This is a genomic window from Halosimplex aquaticum (assembly GCF_028747785.1).
Classification (GTDB): domain Archaea; phylum Halobacteriota; class Halobacteria; order Halobacteriales; family Haloarculaceae; genus Halosimplex; species Halosimplex aquaticum.
In genome coordinates this window covers 2,633,298-2,654,609 of record NZ_CP118158.1, presented here as the reverse complement: position 1 = coordinate 2,654,609, position 21,312 = coordinate 2,633,298, and the positions used below count along the sequence as shown (strand labels likewise).

Annotated in this window: 22 protein-coding genes; 7 read left to right on the top strand and 15 right to left on the bottom strand. The window is 69.9% G+C overall.

Translation table 11 applies throughout. From position 1 onward, the window contains the following. Window positions 1-198: 198 nt before the first annotated feature. From PSC72_RS13385 to PSC72_RS13375, 3 genes are all read right to left on the bottom strand, one after another. Window positions 199-1,395, bottom strand: a complete 1,197-nt coding sequence (locus tag PSC72_RS13385; RefSeq protein ID WP_274321908.1) for an MFS transporter — start codon at window positions 1,393-1,395, stop codon at window positions 199-201. A gap of 72 nt (window positions 1,396-1,467) precedes the next feature. Continuing rightward, on the bottom strand, window positions 1,468-2,127 hold the full coding sequence (locus tag PSC72_RS13380) for a hypothetical protein (RefSeq protein ID WP_274321907.1): 660 nt from the start codon (window positions 2,125-2,127) through the stop codon (window positions 1,468-1,470). A 119-nt stretch (window positions 2,128-2,246) separates the two neighbouring features. Continuing rightward, a complete protein-coding gene (locus PSC72_RS13375) occupies window positions 2,247-2,492 on the bottom strand; it encodes a DUF2249 domain-containing protein (RefSeq protein WP_274321906.1) in 246 nt (81 codons plus the stop codon). Between the two features lie 154 nt (window positions 2,493-2,646). On the opposite strand from PSC72_RS13375, the gene PSC72_RS13370 reads away from it, so the two are divergent. Further along, window positions 2,647-3,063 carry an SRPBCC family protein gene (locus PSC72_RS13370; RefSeq protein ID WP_274321905.1) on the top strand — a complete coding sequence of 139 codons (417 nt, stop codon included), beginning with the start codon at window positions 2,647-2,649 and terminating at the stop codon, window positions 3,061-3,063. Between the two features lie 35 nt (window positions 3,064-3,098). On the opposite strand, the gene PSC72_RS13365 is transcribed toward PSC72_RS13370, so the two are convergent. Then, entirely contained in the window at window positions 3,099-3,818 is a 720-nt protein-coding gene (locus PSC72_RS13365; protein WP_274321904.1) for a hypothetical protein, read from the bottom strand. 146 nt (window positions 3,819-3,964) lie between these two features. Between PSC72_RS13365 and PSC72_RS13360 the strand changes: the two genes are divergently transcribed. Next, window positions 3,965-4,585 carry an IMP cyclohydrolase gene (locus PSC72_RS13360; RefSeq protein WP_274321903.1) on the top strand — a complete coding sequence of 207 codons (621 nt, stop codon included), beginning with the start codon at window positions 3,965-3,967 and terminating at the stop codon, window positions 4,583-4,585. 80 nt (window positions 4,586-4,665) lie between these two features. After that, window positions 4,666-5,373 (top strand): metallophosphoesterase family protein, encoded by a 708-nt coding sequence (locus tag PSC72_RS13355; RefSeq protein WP_274321902.1) that lies wholly within the window; start codon window positions 4,666-4,668, stop codon window positions 5,371-5,373. Between the two features lie 31 nt (window positions 5,374-5,404). Here the strand turns inward: PSC72_RS13355 and PSC72_RS13350 are convergent, their stop codons facing one another. Continuing rightward, window positions 5,405-6,757: a tryptophanase gene (locus PSC72_RS13350; protein ID WP_274321901.1), complete on the bottom strand. Its 1,353-nt coding sequence runs from the start codon at window positions 6,755-6,757 to the stop codon at window positions 5,405-5,407. Between the two features lie 291 nt (window positions 6,758-7,048). Here PSC72_RS13350 and PSC72_RS13345 point away from each other — a divergent pair, with 291 nt between their 5' ends. After that, entirely contained in the window at window positions 7,049-8,314 is a 1,266-nt protein-coding gene (locus PSC72_RS13345) for a cation:proton antiporter (protein WP_274321900.1), read from the top strand. On the opposite strand, the gene PSC72_RS13340 is transcribed toward PSC72_RS13345, so the two are convergent. The 7 genes from PSC72_RS13340 to PSC72_RS13310 all read right to left on the bottom strand — a co-directional run bounded on the left by PSC72_RS13340 (window position 8,315) and on the right by PSC72_RS13310 (window position 16,728). Next, window positions 8,315-9,367 (bottom strand): pentapeptide repeat-containing protein, encoded by a 1,053-nt coding sequence (locus PSC72_RS13340; protein ID WP_274321899.1) that lies wholly within the window; start codon window positions 9,365-9,367, stop codon window positions 8,315-8,317. 126 nt (window positions 9,368-9,493) lie between these two features. Next, window positions 9,494-11,299, bottom strand: coding sequence for a HAMP domain-containing protein (locus tag PSC72_RS13335; RefSeq protein ID WP_274321898.1), 1,806 nt, complete (start codon window positions 11,297-11,299; stop codon window positions 9,494-9,496). 373 nt (window positions 11,300-11,672) lie between these two features. Then, window positions 11,673-12,851 carry an aspartate kinase gene (locus PSC72_RS13330; protein WP_274321897.1) on the bottom strand — a complete coding sequence of 393 codons (1,179 nt, stop codon included), beginning with the start codon at window positions 12,849-12,851 and terminating at the stop codon, window positions 11,673-11,675. A 210-nt stretch (window positions 12,852-13,061) separates the two neighbouring features. Next, window positions 13,062-14,801 carry a glycoside hydrolase family 97 protein gene (locus PSC72_RS13325; protein ID WP_274321896.1) on the bottom strand — a complete coding sequence of 580 codons (1,740 nt, stop codon included), beginning with the start codon at window positions 14,799-14,801 and terminating at the stop codon, window positions 13,062-13,064. A 102-nt stretch (window positions 14,802-14,903) separates the two neighbouring features. Beyond that, a complete protein-coding gene (locus tag PSC72_RS13320) occupies window positions 14,904-15,989 on the bottom strand; it encodes a DUF373 family protein (protein ID WP_274321895.1) in 1,086 nt (361 codons plus the stop codon). Window positions 15,990-16,073: 84 nt separating this feature from the next. Then, complete coding sequence (locus PSC72_RS13315) at window positions 16,074-16,379, bottom strand: hypothetical protein (RefSeq protein ID WP_274321894.1); 306 nt, start codon at window positions 16,377-16,379, stop codon at window positions 16,074-16,076. Window positions 16,380-16,440: 61 nt separating this feature from the next. Next, window positions 16,441-16,728 (bottom strand): hypothetical protein, encoded by a 288-nt coding sequence (locus PSC72_RS13310; RefSeq protein WP_274321893.1) that lies wholly within the window; start codon window positions 16,726-16,728, stop codon window positions 16,441-16,443. A 104-nt stretch (window positions 16,729-16,832) separates the two neighbouring features. Here PSC72_RS13310 and hisG point away from each other — a divergent pair, with 104 nt between their 5' ends. Beyond that, window positions 16,833-17,681 (top strand): ATP phosphoribosyltransferase, encoded by an 849-nt coding sequence (gene hisG / locus PSC72_RS13305; RefSeq protein WP_274321892.1) that lies wholly within the window; start codon window positions 16,833-16,835, stop codon window positions 17,679-17,681. Window position 17,682: 1 nt separating this feature from the next. Here hisG and PSC72_RS25625 read toward each other — a convergent pair whose 3' ends face one another. The 3 genes from PSC72_RS25625 to PSC72_RS13295 all read right to left on the bottom strand — a co-directional run bounded on the left by PSC72_RS25625 (window position 17,683) and on the right by PSC72_RS13295 (window position 18,917). Then, window positions 17,683-17,829, bottom strand: a complete 147-nt coding sequence (locus PSC72_RS25625) for a hypothetical protein (protein ID WP_407653015.1) — start codon at window positions 17,827-17,829, stop codon at window positions 17,683-17,685. A 14-nt stretch (window positions 17,830-17,843) separates the two neighbouring features. Continuing rightward, complete coding sequence (locus PSC72_RS13300) at window positions 17,844-18,287, bottom strand: DUF7473 family protein (protein ID WP_274321891.1); 444 nt, start codon at window positions 18,285-18,287, stop codon at window positions 17,844-17,846. 69 nt (window positions 18,288-18,356) lie between these two features. Further along, window positions 18,357-18,917 carry a TATA-box-binding protein gene (locus tag PSC72_RS13295; protein ID WP_123535123.1) on the bottom strand — a complete coding sequence of 187 codons (561 nt, stop codon included), beginning with the start codon at window positions 18,915-18,917 and terminating at the stop codon, window positions 18,357-18,359. 228 nt (window positions 18,918-19,145) lie between these two features. Here PSC72_RS13295 and PSC72_RS13290 point away from each other — a divergent pair, with 228 nt between their 5' ends. Then, window positions 19,146-20,237 carry a TIGR01177 family methyltransferase gene (locus PSC72_RS13290; RefSeq protein WP_382261799.1) on the top strand — a complete coding sequence of 364 codons (1,092 nt, stop codon included), beginning with the start codon at window positions 19,146-19,148 and terminating at the stop codon, window positions 20,235-20,237. Window positions 20,238-20,313: 76 nt separating this feature from the next. Beyond that, on the top strand, window positions 20,314-21,312 hold the full coding sequence (gene thyA / locus PSC72_RS13285; protein ID WP_274321890.1) for a thymidylate synthase: 999 nt from the start codon (window positions 20,314-20,316) through the stop codon (window positions 21,310-21,312).

The window sequence follows — 21,312 nt, the reverse complement described above, 5'->3', positions numbered from 1 at the left end:
CTTTTTGCCGGACGGGTTTCCTCGCGAGCCGGAGGCTCGCTGCGGGAACCCGACCGGCAAAAAGATGGGGCAAAAAGGCCGAGCGCGCCGCAGGCGCGCTCGGTGGAAACCGCGCTCGCTCCGCTCGCGCGGTACGCTAGTTCCGCCCCGCCCCGCCTTCTCGCCCTCCATGCCCGCAACTATCACCCGACGACGTACTCAGTCCGCGAACGTCGCCGTTCGGCCGACGTTCAGCCGCAGGAAGACGGGCAGGGTCACGAGCGCGACGACGATCTCCAGGCCGCCCGCGACGAGGAAGGCGGTGGGGTAGTCGTAGGCGCTCGCGACGCTACCGCCGACGACGACGCCGGCCAGAAAGCCCAGGCTGCCGAAGACGTTGAAGCCGGCCATCGCCACGCCGCGCTCGCGCTCGCTCGCGAGATCCGTCACGAGCGCCATCGTCGCCGGCGACATCAGCGCGCCGAGGACACCGACCGCCAGCATTCCAGCGCCTGCCAGTACCGCCGTCGGCGCGCGTCCGATCGCGATGACGACGAGGCCGTAACACGCCGACCCGGCGACGATGGGAACGGTGCGGCCGATCCGGTCCGAGAGGATCCCCATCGGGTACTGCAGGAGCGCGAACGGGGCGAAAAAGAGCGCGAGCATCAGGCCGGTCGCGCCCGGGTCGAGTCCGAACCCGGCCGCCGACCGGAAGTACAGCGTGCCGACGAGCGCGAAGAAGCCGGCGGTTAGCCGGTCGAGGAAGCCGAACGCGTAGGGGACGAACAGCGTCGGCGTTCGCCGCAGTCCGGCCATCGCGCGGGCGAGCGAGTCCCGGTCGCCGGAGGGCGCGCGGTCGTCGACCGCCAGCGCGAGCAGGCCCACGGCGGCGAGCAGTGCGCTCGCCAGATAGAGTGGGACGAACGCGCCCACTTCGTAGAGCTGACCGCCGAGCGGCGCACCCATCGCCGTCCCGCCGCCGATGGCGGCGCCCGCGGCGGCCATGTTCCGGCCGTGACCGCCCTCTAGGTCCATCAGCATCGTCATCGCGAGCGAGAAGGCGCCGATGGTCGCCGCGCCCTGAAGGGCGCGCAGCGCGAGCACGGCGCCGAACGAGAGGGAGGCGAGCCCGGGGACGAGTGCGAGCGCGAGGTAGCCGACGCTCCCCCCGAACGCGCCGGCCGCGATGAAGGGGGTCCGCCGGCCGGCGCGATCGCTCGCGGCGCCCCAGACGCCGGCGAAGGCGACGAACGCGGCGAACTCCGCGGCGAGGAACCACATGCTGGCGTCGAGGTCCGTCGTCGCGCCGAGCGCGCCGACCAGGCGGTCGACGCCGGGGTAGAGGAGCACCTGCGCCAGCAACACGGCGAAGACCATCGCCGCCAGCGACCAGCGGTCGCGCGACTTCGTCATTCACCCGGGACGTGGGACGAGAGCACTATCGGTGTGTCGGATGCGCGCCGCCGTCGACCCCGCCGCCCCGTCTCAGAACGGTGTCTGCGATCTGTCCGGCTCGGGACCGCCGGGGACGCCGTCGTCTATCTCCGTGTCGAGGCCCGAATTCGCTCCGTCGCTCGGTTCTGGCATCTCGCCGGTCTCGACGTACGTCGCCTCCATCTCCCGCAGCGCGGCGTTGATGGGCGCCGACCGCTGGTGCATCTGCGCCACGCGGACCCGCACGAGGTCGAACTCGTGGCGGCCGGCGAGGCCGTTCCACGCGCGGAACGACCCCTTCGTGAGCGTGTCGCTCTGCGGGCAGAAGGCGGTCGTCGGCGTGAACTCCGCGCGCAGGACGCGGGCGTCGTCGGGCATCTCCGGCAGGTCGTCGGCGCCCGCTGGTAGGCCGTCCGTGCCGTCCGCCTTGGCGACGCTGTCGGGGTCCTCGACCGCGTACCGATATCCGGCATTGGGATGTCGGGTGTCGCCGTTCAGCCGGGCGAGGTTGTACCCGAACGTCATGTCGTAGACCGCCCGCTCCTCGAACAGTTCGCGCGCCAACCGGTGGACTGCGAGGTGACGACGGCCGTCGAGCACCCGGTGTCCATCGAGGAACTCGCCCGGGACCGGGACGTGTTCCGGCACGAACTCGTCGTAGGCGTCGAAGGTGTCCTCGTCCGGGCCGAACGGCGATGGAACGCTGACCATACCCCCGCTTGGTCTCCCGTGCGGCTATGTCCCGTCCCGAACGGGTTCGGGACCCCGCTGAGCGACGGAGTCGCCGTTCCGCGGGACGCCGCAACCGCCCGAGAACGCGGTCGCTCCGGTCACTCTCCGTCGGCGTGTCGGATGTAGACGTGCCACTCGTCGTCCGCCACCTGTTCGGTCTCGTGAGTGAACCCGCGCTCGGCGAGCACGCCGTAGAGCGGTTCCGGTTCGAAGCTGTTTATCAGGCGGAGCGTGCCGTCCTCCGGGAGATCGCCGAGCGCGCTCGTGATGTCGCCGAAGGGTTCGCCGTCGATCTCCCGCGCGTCGAGCGTTCGCGTCGCCTCCGTGGATTCGTCGGCGGCCATACCCCGACTTGGGAGTCGCCGGGCGAGCGCGTTGCGCCGAAGACGTTCGGGTCGATTCCCGGAGTTCCGAACGCACCGCGGGAGGGCCCCGCGAGGGCCGCGACCGAATCGATACGGCGTGACACTGACGGGGCTGGAGCGTGTCGTGGCGGGCATGCAGTCGGTCACGGTCTCGCGACGCGTCGACGCCCCGCCCGAGCGAGTGCGCGCGGCCATGGGCGACCTGGAGCGGTTCATGCTCGCCGCCGGCTTCACCGAGGTGACCGTCGACGGCGACGAGATGCACCTGGAGAACCAGGTCGGGCTCGCCACCGTGACGCTCGACCTCCGCGTCGTCGACGCCGACGCCGACCTGGCCTACGAACAGGCCGACGGCTTCTTCGAGACCATGGACACCGAGTACCGGGTGGAGGCGGTGGGCGAGGAGGCGTCCGAAGTGACCGCCACGACCGACTTCGCGCTGGACGTCACGCTCGTCGGCCAGATCCTCGATTCGACCGTGATCAAACGCCAGCGTCGCCACGAACTCGAAAAACAGTTCGACTGGCTCGCCGAGGAACTGGAGGAGTGAGCTCCGTTCACCGCGGCAATTAGGAATCGAGCCGGCTACAGCGACACGGTGTCCAGCGTCTCGGAGATCTCCTCGACGTGCTCGTTGAAGGCGTCGACGAAGGCGGGGAAGTCGTCGACGTGGGCGCGCAGGTCCTTCGGCGTGGGCGGCTGGTACTGCGAGAGGACGTAGATGCCGCCCTCGCCGCCGACGCGGAGGTAGCTGGCCCGCCCCTCCTCCCACTTGAGTTCCCAGCGGGAGCTGTTGACGCGGGCGGAGAAGGTGCCGTAGTCGTTGCCCTCGACGCGGTTGAGCTGCTGGGCCATCTGATTACAGGCGTCGCGCATCCGCGACAGGATCCGCTCGCGCTGTTCGACGACGGAATCGACGGAGGCGATCGCGGGGAGGTCGTCGGCCACCTCGTCGAGGACGCCGTCGAGCGACCTGACGTACTCGTTGAACGACTCGACGAAGGCGTCGTAGTCGACCATCGCCTCGGCGAGCGCCTCGGGTTCGGGTGGCTGCTGTGTCGAGACGACGTAGACGTCGGTCCCGCGCCCCTCGTATCGGAGGTACTGCACGTCGCCGGCTTCGTACTTGAGCGTCCACGTCCCGCGGTCGGTCTCGAACTCCTCCTGGCCGTAGTCGCCGCCCTGGAGGCGGGCGAGTTCGCGGGCGATCCGGCCGGCGTGGTCGGTGACGTCGGCGACCACTTCGTCGCGGCGCTCGGCCGCCGCGTCGGCGCCGACCACGTCCGCATCGAGGCCTGCTGTCATCGACGGATCCACGGGCGCGAGGGGCATAACCCCCGCGCTCTCGGCTCGCTCGGGCCACTCGATCCGCGGCGCGCAGCGCGAACCGAGACGCCTCGCGCCTCGGCCGGATCGACATTTACTTTCGAGACTGGGGCCGAGGTCCGTCCATGTACGTCGGACGCTTCGTCGTCGTCGCACCGGAGGTCGGCGCCTACCGCGTCTCCTCGCGCTCGTTCCCGAATCGCGAGGCGACCGGCCGCCAGCCTGGCACCGTCACCGTCGGTCCGACCGAGGACGCCCCCGAGACGGACAACCCCTACGTCGAGTACAACTGCCTGCAGCAGACGGCTCGCGGCACCGTGATCGGCAACGGCTCGCACGTCGATCCCATCGCCGAGAAGCTCTCGCTCGGGTACCCCGCCCGGGACGCGCTGGCCGAGCCGCTCCTCGCGCTCGACTTCGAGAAGGACGACTACGACACGCCCCGCGTCGCCGGCGTCGTCGGCGTCGACCCCGCCGACCCGAGCACGAACGCCGACGGCCCCGGCGCCGTGATCGGGACCGTCCGCCGCGACGCCCTGCTCGTCGAGGAAGTCACCGAGCCGACGCTCGTGGCGACCTACGAGAAGGACAGCCCCGAGGCGTTCGACTTCTCGGCCGTCGACGCCGCCGGCGCCGCCCGCGAGGCCTACGACCTCGAGTTCGAACACGAGGTCTGCGCCGTCGGCGTCTCCGGATCGGCCGTCGACGGGTTCGAGACGGCCATCGTGAACGGCGGCGACGAGTAGCGGCCGCCGACCCAAGACTTCTCACCGGATTGACGTTCGTCTGCCGTGGAACTAAGACAGCGGCGCGTGCACCCTTCCCCATGAAAGTGGGCGTCATCTCAGACGTACACGGGAACCTGCCGGCGCTGGAGGCGGTTCTCGAGGACATGCCGCCGGTCGACCGACTCGTCTGCGCGGGCGACGTGGTCGGGTACAACCCGTGGCACGCCGAGTGCGTCGCGGCTATCCGCGGCGAGGGCCAGACCGAGCTGAGCGACGAGGCCGCGGCGATGCTCCCCGACGGCGAGGTGCCGACGGTGATGGGCAACCACGACCGCGCGGTCGCGTTCGACCAGGCCTACGGGTTCAACGACATGGCCGCCACCGCGGTCGACCACGCCCGCGAGACCTGCTCGGAGGACCAACTCGCGTGGCTCGGCGAACTCCCCGAACAGCGACTCGTCTGCGACGGTCGGATGCGGCTCGTCCACGGCCACCCGAACGACCCCGACCGGTACACCTATCCGGAGGAGTACAGCGCTGACATGCTCGGCAGCGAGGACGTGCTCGTCATGGGCCACACCCACGTCCAGGGCCACGAGATATTCGACGAGGGGCTCGTCATGAACCCCGGCGCCGTCGGCCAGCCCCGGGACGGCGACCCCCGTGCCGCCTACTCGCTGGTCGACTTCGACGAACAGGAGATCGAGGCCCGCCGCGTCGAGTACGACGTCGACCGGGTCGTCGACGCCGTCCGCGAGGCCGACCTCCCGCTCCGCATCGGGACGCGACTGCGCTCGGGGCAGTAGCGACCGCTGTCGCGGTCGGTTCGTGGCCGGATCAGGCGTCCAGCGGCCGCAGATCGGCCGAGAAGTGGCGCAGCTCTCTCATCGGCGGTTCGTCGACGATCTCGAACCCCGCGAGTTCGTCCGCCCGCTCGACGACCGCGGTCGCGGTCTCGCCGACGTGTTCGAAGTGCTCGCGGTGGTACGTGCGTCGCGGGACGGCCAGGCGAACGTACTCCGGGCGTTTGGTCTCCGGGAACGCGAAGCTCCCGAGCTCGACCGTCCGGACGCCGCCTTCCAGGTACAACTCACAGGCCAGCGCCTGGCCGGGGAACGCCGCGGTCGAGATGTGGTCCAGTGCCGCGCCGGCGTCGACGTAGACGGCGTGACCGCCGATCGGCTCGTAGATAGGGAGCCCCGCGGCCGCGAGTTCCGCGCCGAGCGTCGCCACCTGCTCGACGCGGTGGGCGAGGTAGTCGTCCTCGACCGCCTCGCGCAGTCCGACGGCCATCGCCTCCAGGTCTCGCCCCGCCAGGCCGCCGTAGGTGGGAAAGCCCTCGTAGAGGATGGTTCGCTGTTTCACCCGCTCCAGGAGGTCGTCGAGTCCGTCGTCGACGGCGACGAACCCGCCGACGTTCGAGAGGCCGTCCTTCTTCGCGCTCATGACGAGCGCGTCGGCGTACCCCAGTTGCTCGCGGGCGACTTCGGCCGCGGAGGCGTCGGCGAACTCCGCTTCGCGCTCGGCGACGAAGTGGGCGTTCTCGGCGAAGCGGCAGGCGTCGATCACGAAGGTGGCGTCGATATCGTCGGCGAAGGCGGCCACCTCGCGGGTGTTGGCGACGCTGACCGGCTGGCCGGCCGCGGAGTTGTTGGTGATCGTCAACACGACGACCGGGACGTTCTCGGCGCCGACTTCTTCGACGCGGGCGCGGCCGGCCTCCACGTCGAAGTTCCCCTTGAAGGGGTCGTCGGCGTCGGGGTCGCGCGCGGCGGGAACGGGGCAGTCGACCGCTTCGCCGCCGTTGGCCGCGACGTGTGCGCGCGTCGTGTCGAAGTGGGTGTTGTTGAGCACGCGGTCGCCCTCGGCGACGAGCGTCCCGTAGAGGACGTTCTCGGCGCCGCGGCCCTGGTGGGCGGGGACGACCCGGTCGAAGCCCATCACGTCGTCGACGGCCTCGCGGAGCCGCCGGAACGAACTGCTGCCCGCGTAGGACTCGTCGCCGCGGTGGAGCGCGGCCCACTGGGCGTCGCTCATCGTCCCGGTCCCGCTGTCGGTCAGGAGGTCGACGAACACCCGGTCGGCGTCCAGGTCGAACAGGTTGTACCCGGCGGCCTCGAGCGCGGCGGCGCGTTCCTCGCGGTCGGGCAGGTCCGCCGGCGTCGCCATCCGCGTCGCGTACGAGCGCATGCCCGACCTCCGGGCGGCACGGACTTATTTCGAACGTGACAGGTGCGCTCATCGGTGGCGCCATCCGGCGAGCGATGGGCACGACCGTCCACTGGTCGCCGCCGGGTCTCGGCGCGACGAACGCGTCGCGCCGAGACCATCGCGACGGGCCGTCGCGGGTCCGGCCGAGGATTCAGGTCGCTGCGGCCCGAACGACGATCCGTACTCGCGACTCCCGGGCGGCGACTCGAAACTCCCCCGAACGTCGGGGAGACCGGACAGTAGGGGCGGCGAGCGGTAGGTTCCACACGCATGGCCGGCATCTTCACGCTCCTGGGCGGCATCCTCCTCGTGTTGAGCGTCGCGGCCGTCGTCCGCGTCGTCGCCGCGCGCACCAGCGAGGCGGTCTACCCGGTGTTGCTCGTCGTCGTCGGCGTCGCCCTCTCGGTCACGGGTCTGGACCCGGACTTCCGGCTCTCCTCCGACCTCATCCTGATGGTCCTGGTCCCGACGGTCCTGTTCCAGGGGTCACAGGAGACGAAGTCCGAGGCGTTCGTGCGCGTGCTCCCGGTCGGCGTCTTGCTCCCCATCGTGGGCCTCCCGGTCGCGGTGATCCTGCTCGGCGTGCTCGGCAGCTACGCGTTCGGCCTCCCGCTCGTCGTGACGCTGCTGTTCGCGGTCGTCATCTACCCGGTCGACCCGGTCGCCATCGTCGCGCTGTTCCGGGAGGCCGACGCGGCCGAGCGCCTGTCGATCCTGGCCGAGGTCGAGAGCCACTTCAGCGACGGGTTCGCCGTCGTCACCTTCGGCGCGATGATCGGCATCGTCTCCGAGCGCTTCTCCACCGGCGCCGACCTCGAGACGCTGCTCTCGCCGGCGGACCTGGTGGACCTGGCCGTCGAGATAACCGTCGTCAGCTTCGGGGGGGTCCTCGTCGGCCTGGCGGCGGGCGCGCTCGCGTTCGTCGTCCTCCGGGCCATCGACGACCGGATGGCCGAACTGCTGACGACGGTCGTCCTCGCCTACGGGAGCTTCCTCCTCGCCGACCACTACCTCCACGTCAGCGGCGTCCTCGCGACCGTCGCGGCCGGGCTCGTGATCGGCCTCTACGGGAAGGGCCGCGCCGTCCACCCCGACAACGTCACGTTCATGGAGCGGACGTGGGACACCGCGGCGTTCATCGTGTTCACGCTGGTGTTCGTCCTCGTCGGGATCCAGGCGCCGTGGCGCCGACTGCTGTGGAACGCGCCGACCGTCCTGCTGGCCGTCGCGCTGGTGCTCGTCGTCCGCGCGGTCGTCGTCTACGGCGTCACGAACGTCCTCGGAGTGGCGGGCGCAGAACCCGTCCCGTTCCGCTTCCAGCACGTCCTCGTCTGGGGCGGCATGCACACCGTCATCCCGATCGCGCTCCTGCTCAGCGTCCCCCGCGAACTCCCGTTCCGCCCCGCGCTGGTGGAACTCGTCTTCGGCGTCGCACTCGTCAGCATCGTCGCCCAGGGGCTGCTGTTCCCCGTCGCCCTCCGCCTCACCGGTTCGGGCGAGGAACCCGACGAGGAGTCGCCCGGACTGTTCTGGTGATCACCACGTCACGAGCCGCGCGAGGACGAACACGAGCAGCGCCGAGAGCAGCGACCCGACGATCGAGAGCGTCCCCGCGAGGAATCGCGCCCAGGCGCCGATCGGCTGGATGTCGCCGTACCCGAGCGTCGCGAACGTCACGACGCTGAAGTAGAGGCTCTTGAAGAAGACCCGGCCGATCCACCACACCGGCGCGCTCGAGGGGTCCTCGATGGTGTAGGTGATCGCTCGCTCACCCTGGATCTCCATGATGCCGCCGGTGATCGGGAACAGGGCGGCCGAGACGACGATCGACAGCAGCGCTGCGAGGAGGACGCGGTACGGGCTGCTCCCGTAGTGCATCACCCACCGGGACAGCTCCCACTTCGCGGCGGTCAGGTAGTCGCCCTCGCTCCACGCGAGCCGCCGCCGGGCGTCTTTCTCCTGGGTGTAGCTCTCGCGGGCGAGCCCGGGCAGGGCGTTGTCCTGATAGATCCGCTGGAGCTGGCGGTAAGTCCACGCGGCGGCCTCCAGCGGGTGGTCGTCGCTCAGCGTCGGTTTGACCGGCTCGCGCTCGTACGCGGAAATGTCGCTGAACCGCGTCCCGGCCCCGACGTGGACGTCGGTGAACACCGCCTCGTTGGTCAGGACGTGTTCGAGCGTCGCCCGCCGGAGGTCGGCGTTCGTGAAGACGGCGCCTTCGAGCGTCGCCCCGGTGAAGTCGGCGTCGATGGCGGCGAGGTCCTTCATGTTCGCCAGCGTGAGGTCCGCGCCGCCGAGGTCGGCGCCGTTGACGACGGCGCCCGAGAAGTCGGCGCCGACGAGCGAGGCCTCGGCGAGCCAGTCGACGCCGACGAGCGACGCATCCCTGAGGTACGCGCCGTCGAGCGACTCGCCCGGTTCCGGCCGGAACTCCTCCAGCGTCTCCGCGCTCTTCCCGTCGACGGTCGCGTGCCAGACGCAGCGGTCGTTGTCGTCCCACGCCGGCCGGTCGCACTCCCCCGCCGGGACCGAGACGTCGCTCAGGCCGACTTCGAGGCTGTAGCCACAGCGGCCGTCAGTCGCCGTTTCCATGGCCCCGCTACGGGCGCGAGGCGGAAGTCGGCCGCGCCGCGGGAGTCGGTCGGCGGTCCGGCCGACCGGACGTTCCGACCGTCGGGTCGTCAGTTCGTCTCCCCGACCGGTCCGGCCGCCGGACCGTCAGTTCGTGTCGGCGGTCGCGTCGACGGCGTCGCCGGTCTGGAAGACGAACTCGTGCTCGGCGTCGGTCTCGAAGTGCGAGATGCCCTCGCCGAGGTACTGGGCCGTCCGCTTCAGTTCGAGCGCGCGCGCCGAGACCTCCGCGAGTTCGGCGGCCTGCTCCTCGGCGGCGCCGGCGACCGTCTCGCTCTCCTCCATCACCGTCTCGCCGGCTCCGGCGGCCTCCTCGACCAGGTCCGAGACGGCCCGGATGTGTGAGAGCGCCTCCGCGAATTCGAGGTCGTCGCGCTCGGCGTCCAGCGCTTCGAGTTCGTCCGCGACCGCCTCTATCTCCTGTGCGATCGCGGTCAGGCGCTCTTTCTGCTCGTAGGCGTCGTCGGAGATCTTCTGGATCGACTCGGCGACCTGCTCGCTGGCGTCTTTGACCGTCTCGGCGCTGGTGTGGACGTCCTCGCCGCCCTTGCTGACCTCCTCGGCGAAGGTCTTGAGCTGACCCGTCGTCAGTTCGAGTTCGCGGATCATCTCGTTGAAGTCGGCGGCGATCTGGTCCATCGCGTCGTTCTCGCCGTCGGCGTCCATCCGCCGGGTGAGGTCGCCGCGGGCGCAGGCCGCGAGGACCTCCGAGTAGCGCTCGGCCGTCTCCCGGAGGTACTCGTTCGTCTCGACGGCCTCGGCGCGCGCGACCTCGGCCTCCTTGCGCGCCCGCTCGGTCTCGGCGATCTGCTCGTCGAGCGCGTCGCGCATCTCGGCGAAGCCGCGGGTGAGCTGGCCGAACTCGTCCGCGCGGTCGCTCCGGATCTCGACGTCGAGGTCGCCGTCGCGCATCGCCGACGCCGTCTCGGTCAGGTCGTCGAGCTCGCGGCCCGCGCGTCGGCCGATGACGGCGCCGACGAGCCCCAGCGCGACCAGCGGGACGGCGACCAGCGTCGCCATGCTCGTCGCGATGTCGTTGCGGAGGCTGAACGCGGCCGACTTCGGCTCGTGGGTCAGGACGGTCCAGCCGGTGCCGGCGACCTCGGCGTAGCCCAGCAGTTCCTCGCCCGCGGCGGTGACCCCGGAGCTGTTGGCGGCCAGCGCCCCGGACGGCGCGGCCGCGCTGTCGACGCCGTCCCCGCAGATGGGCTGGCCGTCCGGACCGTGGACCGTCGTGTACGCCGACTCTGACGGTTGATCGAACGACCGGCCGCACGCGGAGAGGTTCGCCTCCACGACGACGAGGTGTTCCGTGTTCTCCGGCGGCGCGCTGACGAACGCGAGCACGCGCTCGCCGGAGGCCGGCGACTCGTAGGGTTCGCTCGCCACGTAAACGGTCGAGGCGACGTTCGTGACCTGGCCGACCGTCTCGGCCCGCTCGCCCGCCCACGGCACCCCGGCCTCCGAGAGGTTCGTCCCTTCGACGCTGTCGTTCGTACTCACCAGCACTTCCCGGCTGTAGGAGTGCACGTAGTGCACGTCGAGGATGTCGTCCCTGAACTGCCGCTGTTCCTGCAACAGGTGGTAGTCGATGGTCGAGCGGTTACCGCCGCGGAACGGCGGCGCCTGCGAGATGAGCCGCGTCTGGTGGGTCAACCCGTCGACCCAGCGGTCGAGCCCTTCGGCCTGCAGTTGCGCCGTCGACTCCAGTTGGCCTTCCGTGCGGTCGGTCAGCGTCGCCGTCGTGGTCCCGAAGAACACGGCGCCGATCCCCGCCGTCAGGACCATCACCACGAGTACTGACAGGAAGAACTTGTACACGAACCGCTCCCGGATCGCCGCCGGAATCAGCCGCGCGATCCCCGAACCCGTCTCCGAACTCCGCTGGCTCATGGCGGTGGGTGGCCCCGACCGATCCTTAAATACCTGCTATATATAGGGTATTGTGACATCCCGACTGTTCGGGTCGGTTGCGGAGCGCTCCGTACCGGATCGAACGGCGCGCTCGGCGGCGGATCGGCGGCCTCGTCCGGAGGGGGGACTGGACGACGGCGAGACTGGACGACGGCGAGACTGGACGACGGCGAGACTGGACGACGGCGAGACTGGACGACGGCGAGACTGGACGACGGCGAGATGGTCGACGGCGAGATGGTCGACGGCGAGATGGTCGACGGCGAGACGGTCGACGCGGCAGGCCGCGGAAGCGATCTGGGAGCCGATTCCCGGCTCGTCGCGGAGGGAGAGAGCGACTCCGGTCGCCCGTTCAGAAGACGTCCTGGACGAGTTCGAGCGTCTGCTCGCGGTCGTCCCAGGGGACGAACACGGAGACGGAGGTCGCGGAGGTGATCACGTCGTAGAGGTGGATGTGGGCCTCCGAGAGGGGGTCGATGGTGCGCTTGACGATGCCCGGCTGGTTGGGCAGGTCGCTGCCGGTGACGCGGACGACGGCGATCTCGTCCTCGACGGTGACGCTGGAGAGGGCGTCCTCCTCGACGACGCGGTCGTGCAGCAGCGCCTCGGCGTCCTCGGCGTCCTCGACGTTCACGTAGAAGGTGATCGAGTCCATCCCCGAGGAGTTGGCCTCGATGTTGATCCCCTCCTCGCCGAGCGCGGTCGCGAGTTCGCCCAGGATGCCCGGACTGTTGCGGATGGCGCGGCCGGCGACGGTCATGCAGGCGAGTTGGTCCTCCTGGAGGTCGATGAGGTTCTGGAACTCGCCCTCGATGGAGGTGCCGCCGGTCAGCAGGTCGTCGTGCTGGTAGTGGACGACCCGGACGCCCAGGCCAGCGTCCTTGTACGACAGCGCTGACGGCGCGACGACCTCGGCACCGCGGAACGACAGCGAGCGAAGCTCGTCGACGGTGATCTCGCCGACGTTGCGGGCGCCCTCGACGACGCGGGGGTCGCCGGTCATGACGCCTTCCACGTCGGTGACGATGACGACCTCGTCGGCGTCCATGAACTTGCCGAGCATGACGGCTGTGGTGTCGGAGCCGCCGCGGCCGAGGGTGGTGACGTTACCCTGGTGGTCCTCGGCGAGGAACCCGGTGATGACGGGCACGACGTCGCCCAGCTGGCCCCCCAGCGCGCTGGCGCGCTTGGTCGTCTCGTCGACGTCGACCTCGCCGTACTCGTCGGTGATGATCGGCCACCCCTCGCTGCCGGGCTCGAAGAACTCGGCGTCGATGCCGCGGGCGGCCAGCGCCCCCTTGAGCATCCGGACGGAGGTGCGCTCGCCCATGCTGACGATCTCGGCGCGGTCCTCGTCCTGGGCCTCGTAGTCGATGTCGTCGAGCAGGTCGTCGGTCGTCGACCCCATCGCGCTGGCGACGACGGCGACCTCGTGGCCGTTCTCGATCGCTTGGGCGATGGAGTCGGCCGCTCGCGTGACTCGCGAGCCGTTGCCGAGGCTCGTGCCACCGAACTTCACTACGACCCGCATCGGATCACCCGCTTCGTGTGTGCGTGACGCATGGCTGGTGCAGTGGCGTTGTCCCTCTCCCCGAATAACTGTGTCCATCTCGGGGCGGCGAAACTCCGCTATCGTGGGATCTCCGCGGCAATATCTGCGACGGCGGTGGAAATATCGCCATCGTTCTCGTAGACGAGGGCGTTCTCGCGGTCGGCCAGCAGGATGCGGACGGCGGGGGCTTTACTGCGTAAACCGCGCCGCGAACCCGCCGTTCTCCGGAACCACAATATCGAGTGCTTCCTCCCCGGTCACCGGCCACTCCTCGGACGCGAGGGCGCCCCCCGTTTCGTCTCGAACGACGTGGGCAGTCCACGTCTCGCTCGGGTCCGCCTCGCCCGACCCGAGGAACGCGCAGTCGACGGTCACGATGCGCTGGGGACCGGCCGTAATCGTGCCGAGGAACCACTCGTCGCCGTCTCTGCGGGCGACGGTCGCCTCGACCCCGGGGTGGCCGCCGACTAAGCGGGTTTCGTCCCAGGCGGCCGGCACGGTTTCGAGAAACCCCTCCGCTTCGGGTCGAGCGGCGTACTCGTCGACGGAGTCGGCGAAGTGCTGGAGCGGCGACTCGAAGACGACCGAGAGCGCGAGTTCGTGGCCCGGCGTGGTCTGTGCGGCGTCGGCCGAGAAGGTCACGGGCGTGTAGTCCATCGGGCCGACGACGTTGCGGGTGAACGGGAGGGTGCAGTTGTGCTCCGGCGTGACGGTGCTCCACTTGTAGTACTCGGCGCCCATGACGCCCTCGTAGGTCATCACGTGCGGGTAGCGGCGCTGGAGGCCGGTGGGCACCACGGAGCCGTGGAAGTTGACGAGCAGTTCGTACTCGGCGGCGTCCTCGGCCAGGGCGTCGTAGAACTGCATCCGACCCTGGTCGTCGTGGTCCATGAAGTCGACCTTGATCCCGGCGGCGCCCCAGTCGGCCCAGGTGCCGAGGCGCTCCTCCCGTTTCCTCCCGGTGTTCAGGTCCGTCCAGTGCGACCAGAGGAACACGTCGACGCCCCGTTCGTTCGCGTACTCGATCAGGTCGGGAACCTCGTCGCGCCGGCGCGGCCACCCGGCGTCGACGAGGACGTACTCCCAGCCGCGCTCGGCGGCGTAGTCGATATATTCGCGCTGGCGATCGAAGTCGTCCGGACTGTCGGACTCGGACCACCACGACCACGCGACGCGCCCGGGTTCGACCCACTCGTCGTCGACAGCCGGTCCCCCGACGAGATCGGTCACCAGCGTCGACTCGACGACGGTCGCGAGGTCGCCGACGACGGCGACGCGCCACGGCGTCTCCAGCGGGAAGTGGGCGTTCAGATGGCCGGCCGGCACGCCGAACGTCATCTTCGATTCGCCGGCGACGAGTCGGGACGTGGCGTAGTCGCCGTCGGCGCCCGCTTCCGTCAACAGCAGCCACTGGTCGTCGACCCGAAACAGTCCCGGCGGGCAGTACTCTCCCTCGGTCTCGACGATGGGCTGTTGGCGTGCGCTGGCCTCGTGGGCGTGATCGAAGGGTATCAGCCAGGAGACGGTGTCGCGGGGGAGCGACAGCGTGGTCCCGTCGCCGGTGTGTATCTCCATCGCGTCACCGGTGACTCGGTACCGAAAGGCGACGCCTTCGGCGGCCGCGCGCAGTTGCACCTCGACGACGCCGCCGGCGTCGGGGTGGTCGTACGTGACGGTGCGTTCGACGGCGCGGTGGGCGCGCTCGCGAGCCTTCCCCTTCGGCATCTCGTAGGTCTCCTCGATCTCGGTGGCGTCGCCGACGGACACGTCGGCCCCGGTCCAGTCGACGCCGTGGAGTTCCCGGGAGAGTCTCTCGACGGGGAGTTCGGAGGGCGTGACGACCGTGGTTCCGTCCCGCTCGACGGCCAGCGTGGCGTCCTCGGGGTCGAACACCGCCGCCGTCGCGCCGTCGGGGCCTGTCAATTCCATGTCTCGACCGGCGGTCGGCCGTCGCAAAAAGTTGCCGGGTCGACCCGTCCCGGGGCGGACGAACCCGGCGCTGGTCCGTCCGCGAGTCCGCGGGTCCGCCGCTCACGTCGGATTGACGCGAGACCCGAGGCGCGACTCCGCCAGCGCGAAGGCGAAGGTGCTGGCGAGGCCGAGCAGGGTCGCGCCGGTGAGCGTGAACGCGAGGTACGACAGGTCGCCGAACGAGAGGACGAAGCTGCAGACGCCGTGGAGGATGAAGGCGATGGCGAGGACGTAGACGGGGGCGTTGAGGTGGCGCCACTCGAACTCGCCGTCGATGTAGCCGTCGACGACGCGCCCGAGGCTGCTCGTAACGCCCGCGGCCGCGAACCAGCGCAGCGACCCGTAGACCAGCGCCGCGATCACCTCGATGACGTCGAGCGCGTCGTCCGCCTGCGCCTGGAGGTCGGTGACCGTTTGCACGCCGGTGAACCCGCCGATGATCAGCAACAGCCCCGCGACGAGGTAGGTCACCAGCGACACGCGCCCGCCGTACAGCCCCTCGCGGACCCGGTCGACGAACGCGTCGAGGCGCTGGCCGAGCGCGAGCCCTCGCGAGAGCAGGTAGAGGCCGATCAGCGCGGACGTGACGCCGAACACGGCGCCGGGCATGTCGAGGCGCTCGGCGACGATGGACAGCGGGTAGATCAGCAGGAGGATGCCCATCGGGATGAGCAGCGTCCCGCGGGTCTCGGGGTCGTCCAGCACCTGCTTGATGGTGTAGTACATCGACTCCAGGTCCTGCGCCTGGCGGACGACGACGCGCTGGACCCCGTCGATGGGGACGCGCGAGCGGATGACCGGCAGGACCGACTCGTCCTGCGCGCCGTCGGTGACGACCATCGCGCGGACGTCCTCGCCGGTCGCCAGCCCCGCCAGCACCTCGTCGAGTTCCTCGCCGACGGCGCGGTTGGCGGCCACGTCGCTGCCGTCGACGCCGGTCACCGCGGCGACCTCCACGGACTCGTCCGTGATGCGGTCGGCGATGTGTAGCCCCTCGAAGAGGACGTTCACGTCGCTGTCTTCGGGGTCCGCCGTCGCCAGATCGACGGCGGCCGACTCGACGGCGTCGCGGCCGACGACGGGCGTGTCCACTCCCGTCTTGCGTCCAAGGTCGTCGTCGAGGTCCACGCACAGGACCAGCAGCATCACCAGAGGGTAGACTGTCGGCGTGTATCAGTCTTCGGGGCTCCGACGACGCGGCTCGGGACGTCGTCTGCGGCTTTCGGACCGTCACTCCCACGACGCGCGGTCGCGCAGCCGGTCGATACGGCGGGCCAGCGGCGGTTCCATCCGCCGCAGCGCCGCGAACCGCCCCCACTCCATGGGAGCGTCGTTCAGGTCGGCGAACCGGCGGATGGCCGCCTCGACGGTCTCCCGATCCGTCCGGCCGGCGGCGTAGGCGTCGGCGCGATAGACGAGGCGCTCGCCGGTCCACAGGCCGACGACGGCGGCGGCGAGGACGCCGCCCGTGCTCGACTGGCCTATCGCCGGCGGAGCCGGGGCTGCGCCCGGCGGAAGCGGATGGAGGGAGGGCATGGGCGTGGCTGCGGCCCGTCGATCGAAAAGGTTTGCGTGTCGACATGTGGTCCTCGGCCCCTCAGGCGGTCCGGCGGGTTCCCCGGTCGATGCCGTCGGCGACGACCTTGTAGAGCAGGCCGAACGTCCCGCCGTACAGTGCGACGAGGCCGACGACGGACAGCGCCAACCCCACCAACAGCCGGCCCCACTGCATGACTTCCCACCCGTCGTACGTGTAGAGGACGGACCCGGTCGCCATGTTCGTCCCGGCGATAGCGAATACGAGTGCGATCAACAGGACGAACCCGAACGAGAGAGTTGCCTTGAGCCCGTACGCGATGCCGTCCGTCGCGCTGACTGCGGTCATGGGGTCCAGTGGCCTCCCCTTCCGGGATAAACGTACGGACGGGCCAGTGGTCCACGCCGCGGAGAGAGGGAAAGACAGTTGCCCGCGGCCCGTGCAGTGCTGGTATGCGCATCGCCGTCCCCAACAAGGGTCGCCTGCACGACCCCGCGATCGATCTGCTGGACCGGGCCGGCCTCCACGTCGTCGACGGGGCCGACCGCAAGCTCTACGCTCAGACCGTCGACCCCGACGTGACCGTCCTCTACGCCCGCGCCGCCGACATCCCGGAGTACGTCGCCGACGGCGCCGCCGACGTGGGGATCACCGGGCTGGACCAGGCCCGCGAGTCCGGCACCGACGAACTCGTCGACCTGCTCGACCTGGAGTTCGGCGCCTGTCGGCTCGTCCTCGCGGCGCCCGAGGACGGCGACATCGAGACCGTGGCGGACCTGGACGGCGGCACCGTCGCCACGGAGTTCCCGAACATCACCCGCGAGTTCTTCGCCGAGCGCGGTATCGACGTGGACGTCGCCGAGGTGTCGGGCGCGACGGAGCTGACCCCGCACGTCGACATCGCCGACGCCATCGTCGACATCACCTCGACGGGGACGACCCTCCGGATGAACCGCCTCGCGGAGATCGCCGACGTCCTGGAGTCGTCGGTCCGCCTGTTCGCCCGCGAGGACGTCGTCGACGACGAGAAGGTCCAGCAGATCCGGATGGCGCTCGAATCCGTCCTCTCCGCGGAGGGCAAACGCTACCTGATGATGAACGTCCCCGAGGACGCCCTCGACGACGTCGAGGAGGTCCTGCCGGGGATGGGCGGGCCGACGGTCATGGACATCGCCGGGAGCGACGACGTGGCCGTCCACGCCGTCGTCGACGAGCGCGAGGTGTTCGAGACGATCAACGCGCTCAAGGAAGTCGGTGCCAGCGACGTGCTCGTCACCGAGATCGAGCGGCTGGTGGAGTAATTCACTCTCCGCGGCGTGCCTGCCCGAGGCAGTCGAGCGCCTGCGGCCAGCAGTCGGCGCACGCTCGGGCGTTCGCCGCGGGCGTTCCGCCCAGCGCCATCCCGCCGGCGACGGCCGTCCCCGCTGTCGGGCGATAGGGCGGCGCGATGCTGTGTCCAGCGCTCAGACGAACTGGAAGATGTTGTTGAGGGGGATGATGAGCGCGACGGAGAAGGCCAGGTGCAGCGCGGTGAGTATCGCCGTCGGCCGCCAGGAGATACGGTAGGAGACGCTGATGGCGATGGCGTCGGCGAGGAGGGTCACGACCAGCGCGACGAGGAAGGCGAGTCCCGGCGGGACGAACCCGATCCCCTCCACGCCGTAGCGCCCGAGCAGGATGGAGACGACCGCCGGGATAGGTCCGACGTAGGCCGCCCGCTGGCTGGGCACGTCGCCGATGAAGAACGTCGCCGCGAGGTGGAGCGTGACGGCGTAGAACAGCGCGGTGAGCAGGAACGTGACGATCAGTGCGAAGATCCCCCCGCCCGTGACGTCGACCTGGAGCGGTGCGAACGCCGTCGTGCGCCCGACCCGATCGACGGCCGAGTACCGCGCTACGAAGTCCATAGCGGCGGTAGGGAGGGCGGCCGCTTGTAGCCTGCTATCGCGGACAGCCGGTCCGGCGAGTGCGAACGGCTATTCGAGCAGGCCCAGGTCTTCGAGGCGCGAGACGATCTTGTCGACGGCTTCTTCGGCGTCCTCGGGCTGTTTACCGCCGGTGATGACGAGCTTCCCGGAGCCGAACAGCAGGGCGACGACGTCGGGGTCGTCGAGGCGGTAGACGAGACCGGGGAACTGCTCGGGCTCGTACTCGATGTTCTCCAGGCCGAGCCCGATGGCGATGGCGTTGAGATTGAGGTTACGGCCCAGATCGGCGGAGGTGACGATGTTCTGGACGACGATCTCGGGGTCCTCGTCGACCTGGATGTTCAGGTCGCGCAGCTTGTCGAAGACGATGCGAAGGCTCTCGTGGACGTCGTCGGTGCTCTTGGCGCCGGTGCAGACGATCTTGCCCGAACGGAAGATGAGCGCGGCCGACTTGGGCTCCTGGGTGCGGTAGACGAGGCCGGGGAACTGCTCGGGGTCGTAATCCGCCCCTTCAAGGTCCATCGCCACGCTCTGCAGATCGAGCTCCTGCCCGATTCCAGTCGAGGCGACGACGTTTTCGATATTGATTGTCTCCTTGGGGTCAACCATGTCTCGACTTAAACGTTGTATTTAAGGCTTATAAACTTTCATACGAGCGGGTGATAGGTCACGCGCTCGAACGAGTCAAATCCGTTATGTAGTGGTCGCCGGGATACCCGTAAAAACGCCTTTTTGTGGGGGTGAGAGTGTGGTTTTATCAGGGGTCGGGGGTACCCGAGAGGGAGCGAACAGGCGGAGGTCGGCGGGGACGCGCGTCGGCGGGTCACCGGTGGGTTCTTGGCCGACGGCGGGCGACTGTCGGGCGTGTACGTCCTCGAACTCGGCGGTCAGGACGACGATTTCGCGGCCTGTGAGGCCGCGAGCGCCGCGTCCGGGGTCGAGATACTCGGCGCGGGCCTGGCGACCGCGCGCGCGGTCACCGACCGCGTCCGCGACCTCGCGTTCGTCCACCGCGCGAGCGAGCAGGTCGGGCGCGCGGACCCCGACGTGGCCAGCGCCCGCGCGCTCCTCTCGGCGGCGAGCGTCGGCCGCGAGGGGAGCGTCGCCGTCCGCGCCGTCGACGTGCGCGCCACGACCGGCGTCGACACCCAGCGCGCGGAACGCGAACTCGGGCAGGTGCTCGTCGACCGCGGGTTCACCGTCGATCTGGACGACCCCGACCACGAACTCCGCGCGCTCTTTGCGGGGCCGCCCAGGGCCGACAGCACGGCCGAGAACGGTGAACCGGAAGGAGACGTAGGATCGGGGGACGGCGTCTGCGTCCTCGGCTGGCTAGAAATCGAGAGCGAGCGCGGGTTCGGCGACCGCCGGCCGACGGACCGCCCGTTCTTCCAGCCGGGGAGCATGGACCCGATGCTGGCCCGCGCGCTGGTGAACATCGCCGGTGCGCGCGAGGGAGCGACCGTCGTCGATCCGATGTGCGGGACCGGAGGCGTGTTGCTGGAGGCCGGGCTCGTCGGCGCGCGCGCCATCGGCAACGACGCCCAGGCGAAGATGGCTCGCGGGACGCGCGCGAACCTGCGCGATGCGCTCGAGCCGGAGGGCGACTTCGGCGTCTGCCGCGGCGACGTGACGCGACTGCCGCTCGCGGACGACTGCGCCGACGCCGCCGTCTTCGACGTTCCCTACGGCCGTCAGTCGAAGATAGAGGGCGACTCGCTGGCCGACCTGGTCGGCGACGCCCTCGCGGAAGCCCACCGGATCGCACCGCGAGCCGTCGTCGTCGCCGACCGTTCGTGGGCCGAGGAGGCCCTCGCGGCCGGCTGGACCGTCGAGGACCACTTCGAACGGCGGGTCCACAACTCGCTGGTCCGGCACGTGCTGGTTCTCGATAACCGCGAAGACGATATCGGTCCGGGCGCAGCGTGACCGCGCTCGGCGCGAACCATTTCGGCACAGCCGCCGACAGATAGTTTTACATTGCCCGGATGCAGGTACTCGAAAGATGCAGCAGTATCTCGATCTCGTCCGGACGGCCATCGCCGACGGCACGTACAAGCCCAACCGGACGGGCGTGGACACGCTCTCGACGTTCGGGGCGCACTACGAGGTGGACCTACAGGAGGGGTTCCCGCTCCTGACCACCAAGGATCTGTCGGGGTATCGCTGGAACTCGCTGATCCACGAGCTCCTGTGGTACCTCTCCGGCGAGGAGCACATCCGCAATCTCCGCGAGGAGACGAAGATCTGGGACGCGTGGGCCGACGAAGAGGGCCACCTCGACACCGCCTACGGTCGCTTCTGGCGGCGCTACCCCATCCCCGAGGAGGGGCTGGAGGGCGAGAGCTGGCCCGAGGACAACCATCGCTGGGTGAACGAGGACGAGCGCACCTTCGACCAGTTCCAGTACGTCCTCGACACGCTCCGGGAGAACCCCCAGTCGCGGCGCATCGTCGTCAACGCCTGGCACCCCGCGAACGCGACGGTCAGCACGCTCCCGCCCTGCCACTACACCTTCGTCTTCAACGTCCAGGGCGACCGGCTCAACCTCCACCTCACCCAGCGCTCGGGCGACATCGCGCTGGGGATCCCCTTCAACATCGCCGCCTACTCCCTGGTGACCCACATCGTCGCCCAGCGGACGGGCTTCGAGGTCGGGAAATTCTCACACTCGGTCGTCGACGCGCACGCATACTGCGGTGAGGGCGCCCGCGGCGAGTGGTACGAGGCCAACCGCGAGGAACTCCGCGAGCGGATGAACGCGGTCGACGAGCGGGCGGCGTTCGCGAGCGTCAAGGACTGGATCCTGACCGAGGCGCCCGCGGAACCGGGGACGGAGAACGCCGACCACGTCCCGAACCTGCTGGAGCAGTTGACCCGGGAACCGCGCGACCGGCCGACCATCGAGGTCGCGGACAAGCCCGTCGACGACCTCGAATACGACGACATCGAGGTCCGGGACTACGACCCCGCGCCAGGGCTGGACTTCGCGGTCGCCGAGTGA

Excerpts from the sequence above, each read along its gene's own strand:
- PSC72_RS13320 (WP_274321895.1), bottom strand. The coding sequence starts at position 15,989 with ATGCTGCTGGTCCTGTGCGTGGACCTCGACGACGACCTTGGACGCAAG.
- PSC72_RS13330 (WP_274321897.1), bottom strand. The coding sequence starts at position 12,851 with ATGCGGGTCGTAGTGAAGTTCGGTGGCACGAGCCTCGGCAACGGCTCG.
- PSC72_RS13295 (WP_123535123.1), bottom strand. The coding sequence starts at position 18,917 with ATGGTTGACCCCAAGGAGACAATCAATATCGAAAACGTCGTCGCCTCG.
- PSC72_RS13340 (WP_274321899.1), bottom strand. The coding sequence starts at position 9,367 with ATGGAAACGGCGACTGACGGCCGCTGTGGCTACAGCCTCGAAGTCGGC.
- PSC72_RS13325 (WP_274321896.1), bottom strand. The coding sequence starts at position 14,801 with ATGGAATTGACAGGCCCCGACGGCGCGACGGCGGCGGTGTTCGACCCC.
- PSC72_RS13335 (WP_274321898.1), bottom strand. The coding sequence starts at position 11,299 with ATGAGCCAGCGGAGTTCGGAGACGGGTTCGGGGATCGCGCGGCTGATT.
- PSC72_RS13355 (WP_274321902.1), top strand. The coding sequence starts at position 4,666 with ATGAAAGTGGGCGTCATCTCAGACGTACACGGGAACCTGCCGGCGCTG.
- PSC72_RS13385 (WP_274321908.1), bottom strand. The coding sequence starts at position 1,395 with ATGACGAAGTCGCGCGACCGCTGGTCGCTGGCGGCGATGGTCTTCGCC.
- PSC72_RS13350 (WP_274321901.1), bottom strand. The coding sequence starts at position 6,757 with ATGCGCTCGTACGCGACGCGGATGGCGACGCCGGCGGACCTGCCCGAC.
- thyA (WP_274321890.1), top strand. The coding sequence starts at position 20,314 with ATGCAGCAGTATCTCGATCTCGTCCGGACGGCCATCGCCGACGGCACG.
- PSC72_RS13360 (WP_274321903.1), top strand. The coding sequence starts at position 3,965 with ATGTACGTCGGACGCTTCGTCGTCGTCGCACCGGAGGTCGGCGCCTAC.
- hisG (WP_274321892.1), top strand. The coding sequence starts at position 16,833 with ATGCGCATCGCCGTCCCCAACAAGGGTCGCCTGCACGACCCCGCGATC.
- PSC72_RS13370 (WP_274321905.1), top strand. The coding sequence starts at position 2,647 with ATGCAGTCGGTCACGGTCTCGCGACGCGTCGACGCCCCGCCCGAGCGA.
- PSC72_RS13315 (WP_274321894.1), bottom strand. The coding sequence starts at position 16,379 with ATGCCCTCCCTCCATCCGCTTCCGCCGGGCGCAGCCCCGGCTCCGCCG.
- PSC72_RS13365 (WP_274321904.1), bottom strand. The coding sequence starts at position 3,818 with ATGACAGCAGGCCTCGATGCGGACGTGGTCGGCGCCGACGCGGCGGCC.
- PSC72_RS13375 (WP_274321906.1), bottom strand. The coding sequence starts at position 2,492 with ATGGCCGCCGACGAATCCACGGAGGCGACGCGAACGCTCGACGCGCGG.
- PSC72_RS13345 (WP_274321900.1), top strand. The coding sequence starts at position 7,049 with ATGGCCGGCATCTTCACGCTCCTGGGCGGCATCCTCCTCGTGTTGAGC.
- PSC72_RS13310 (WP_274321893.1), bottom strand. The coding sequence starts at position 16,728 with ATGACCGCAGTCAGCGCGACGGACGGCATCGCGTACGGGCTCAAGGCA.
- PSC72_RS13300 (WP_274321891.1), bottom strand. The coding sequence starts at position 18,287 with ATGGACTTCGTAGCGCGGTACTCGGCCGTCGATCGGGTCGGGCGCACG.
- PSC72_RS13380 (WP_274321907.1), bottom strand. The coding sequence starts at position 2,127 with ATGGTCAGCGTTCCATCGCCGTTCGGCCCGGACGAGGACACCTTCGAC.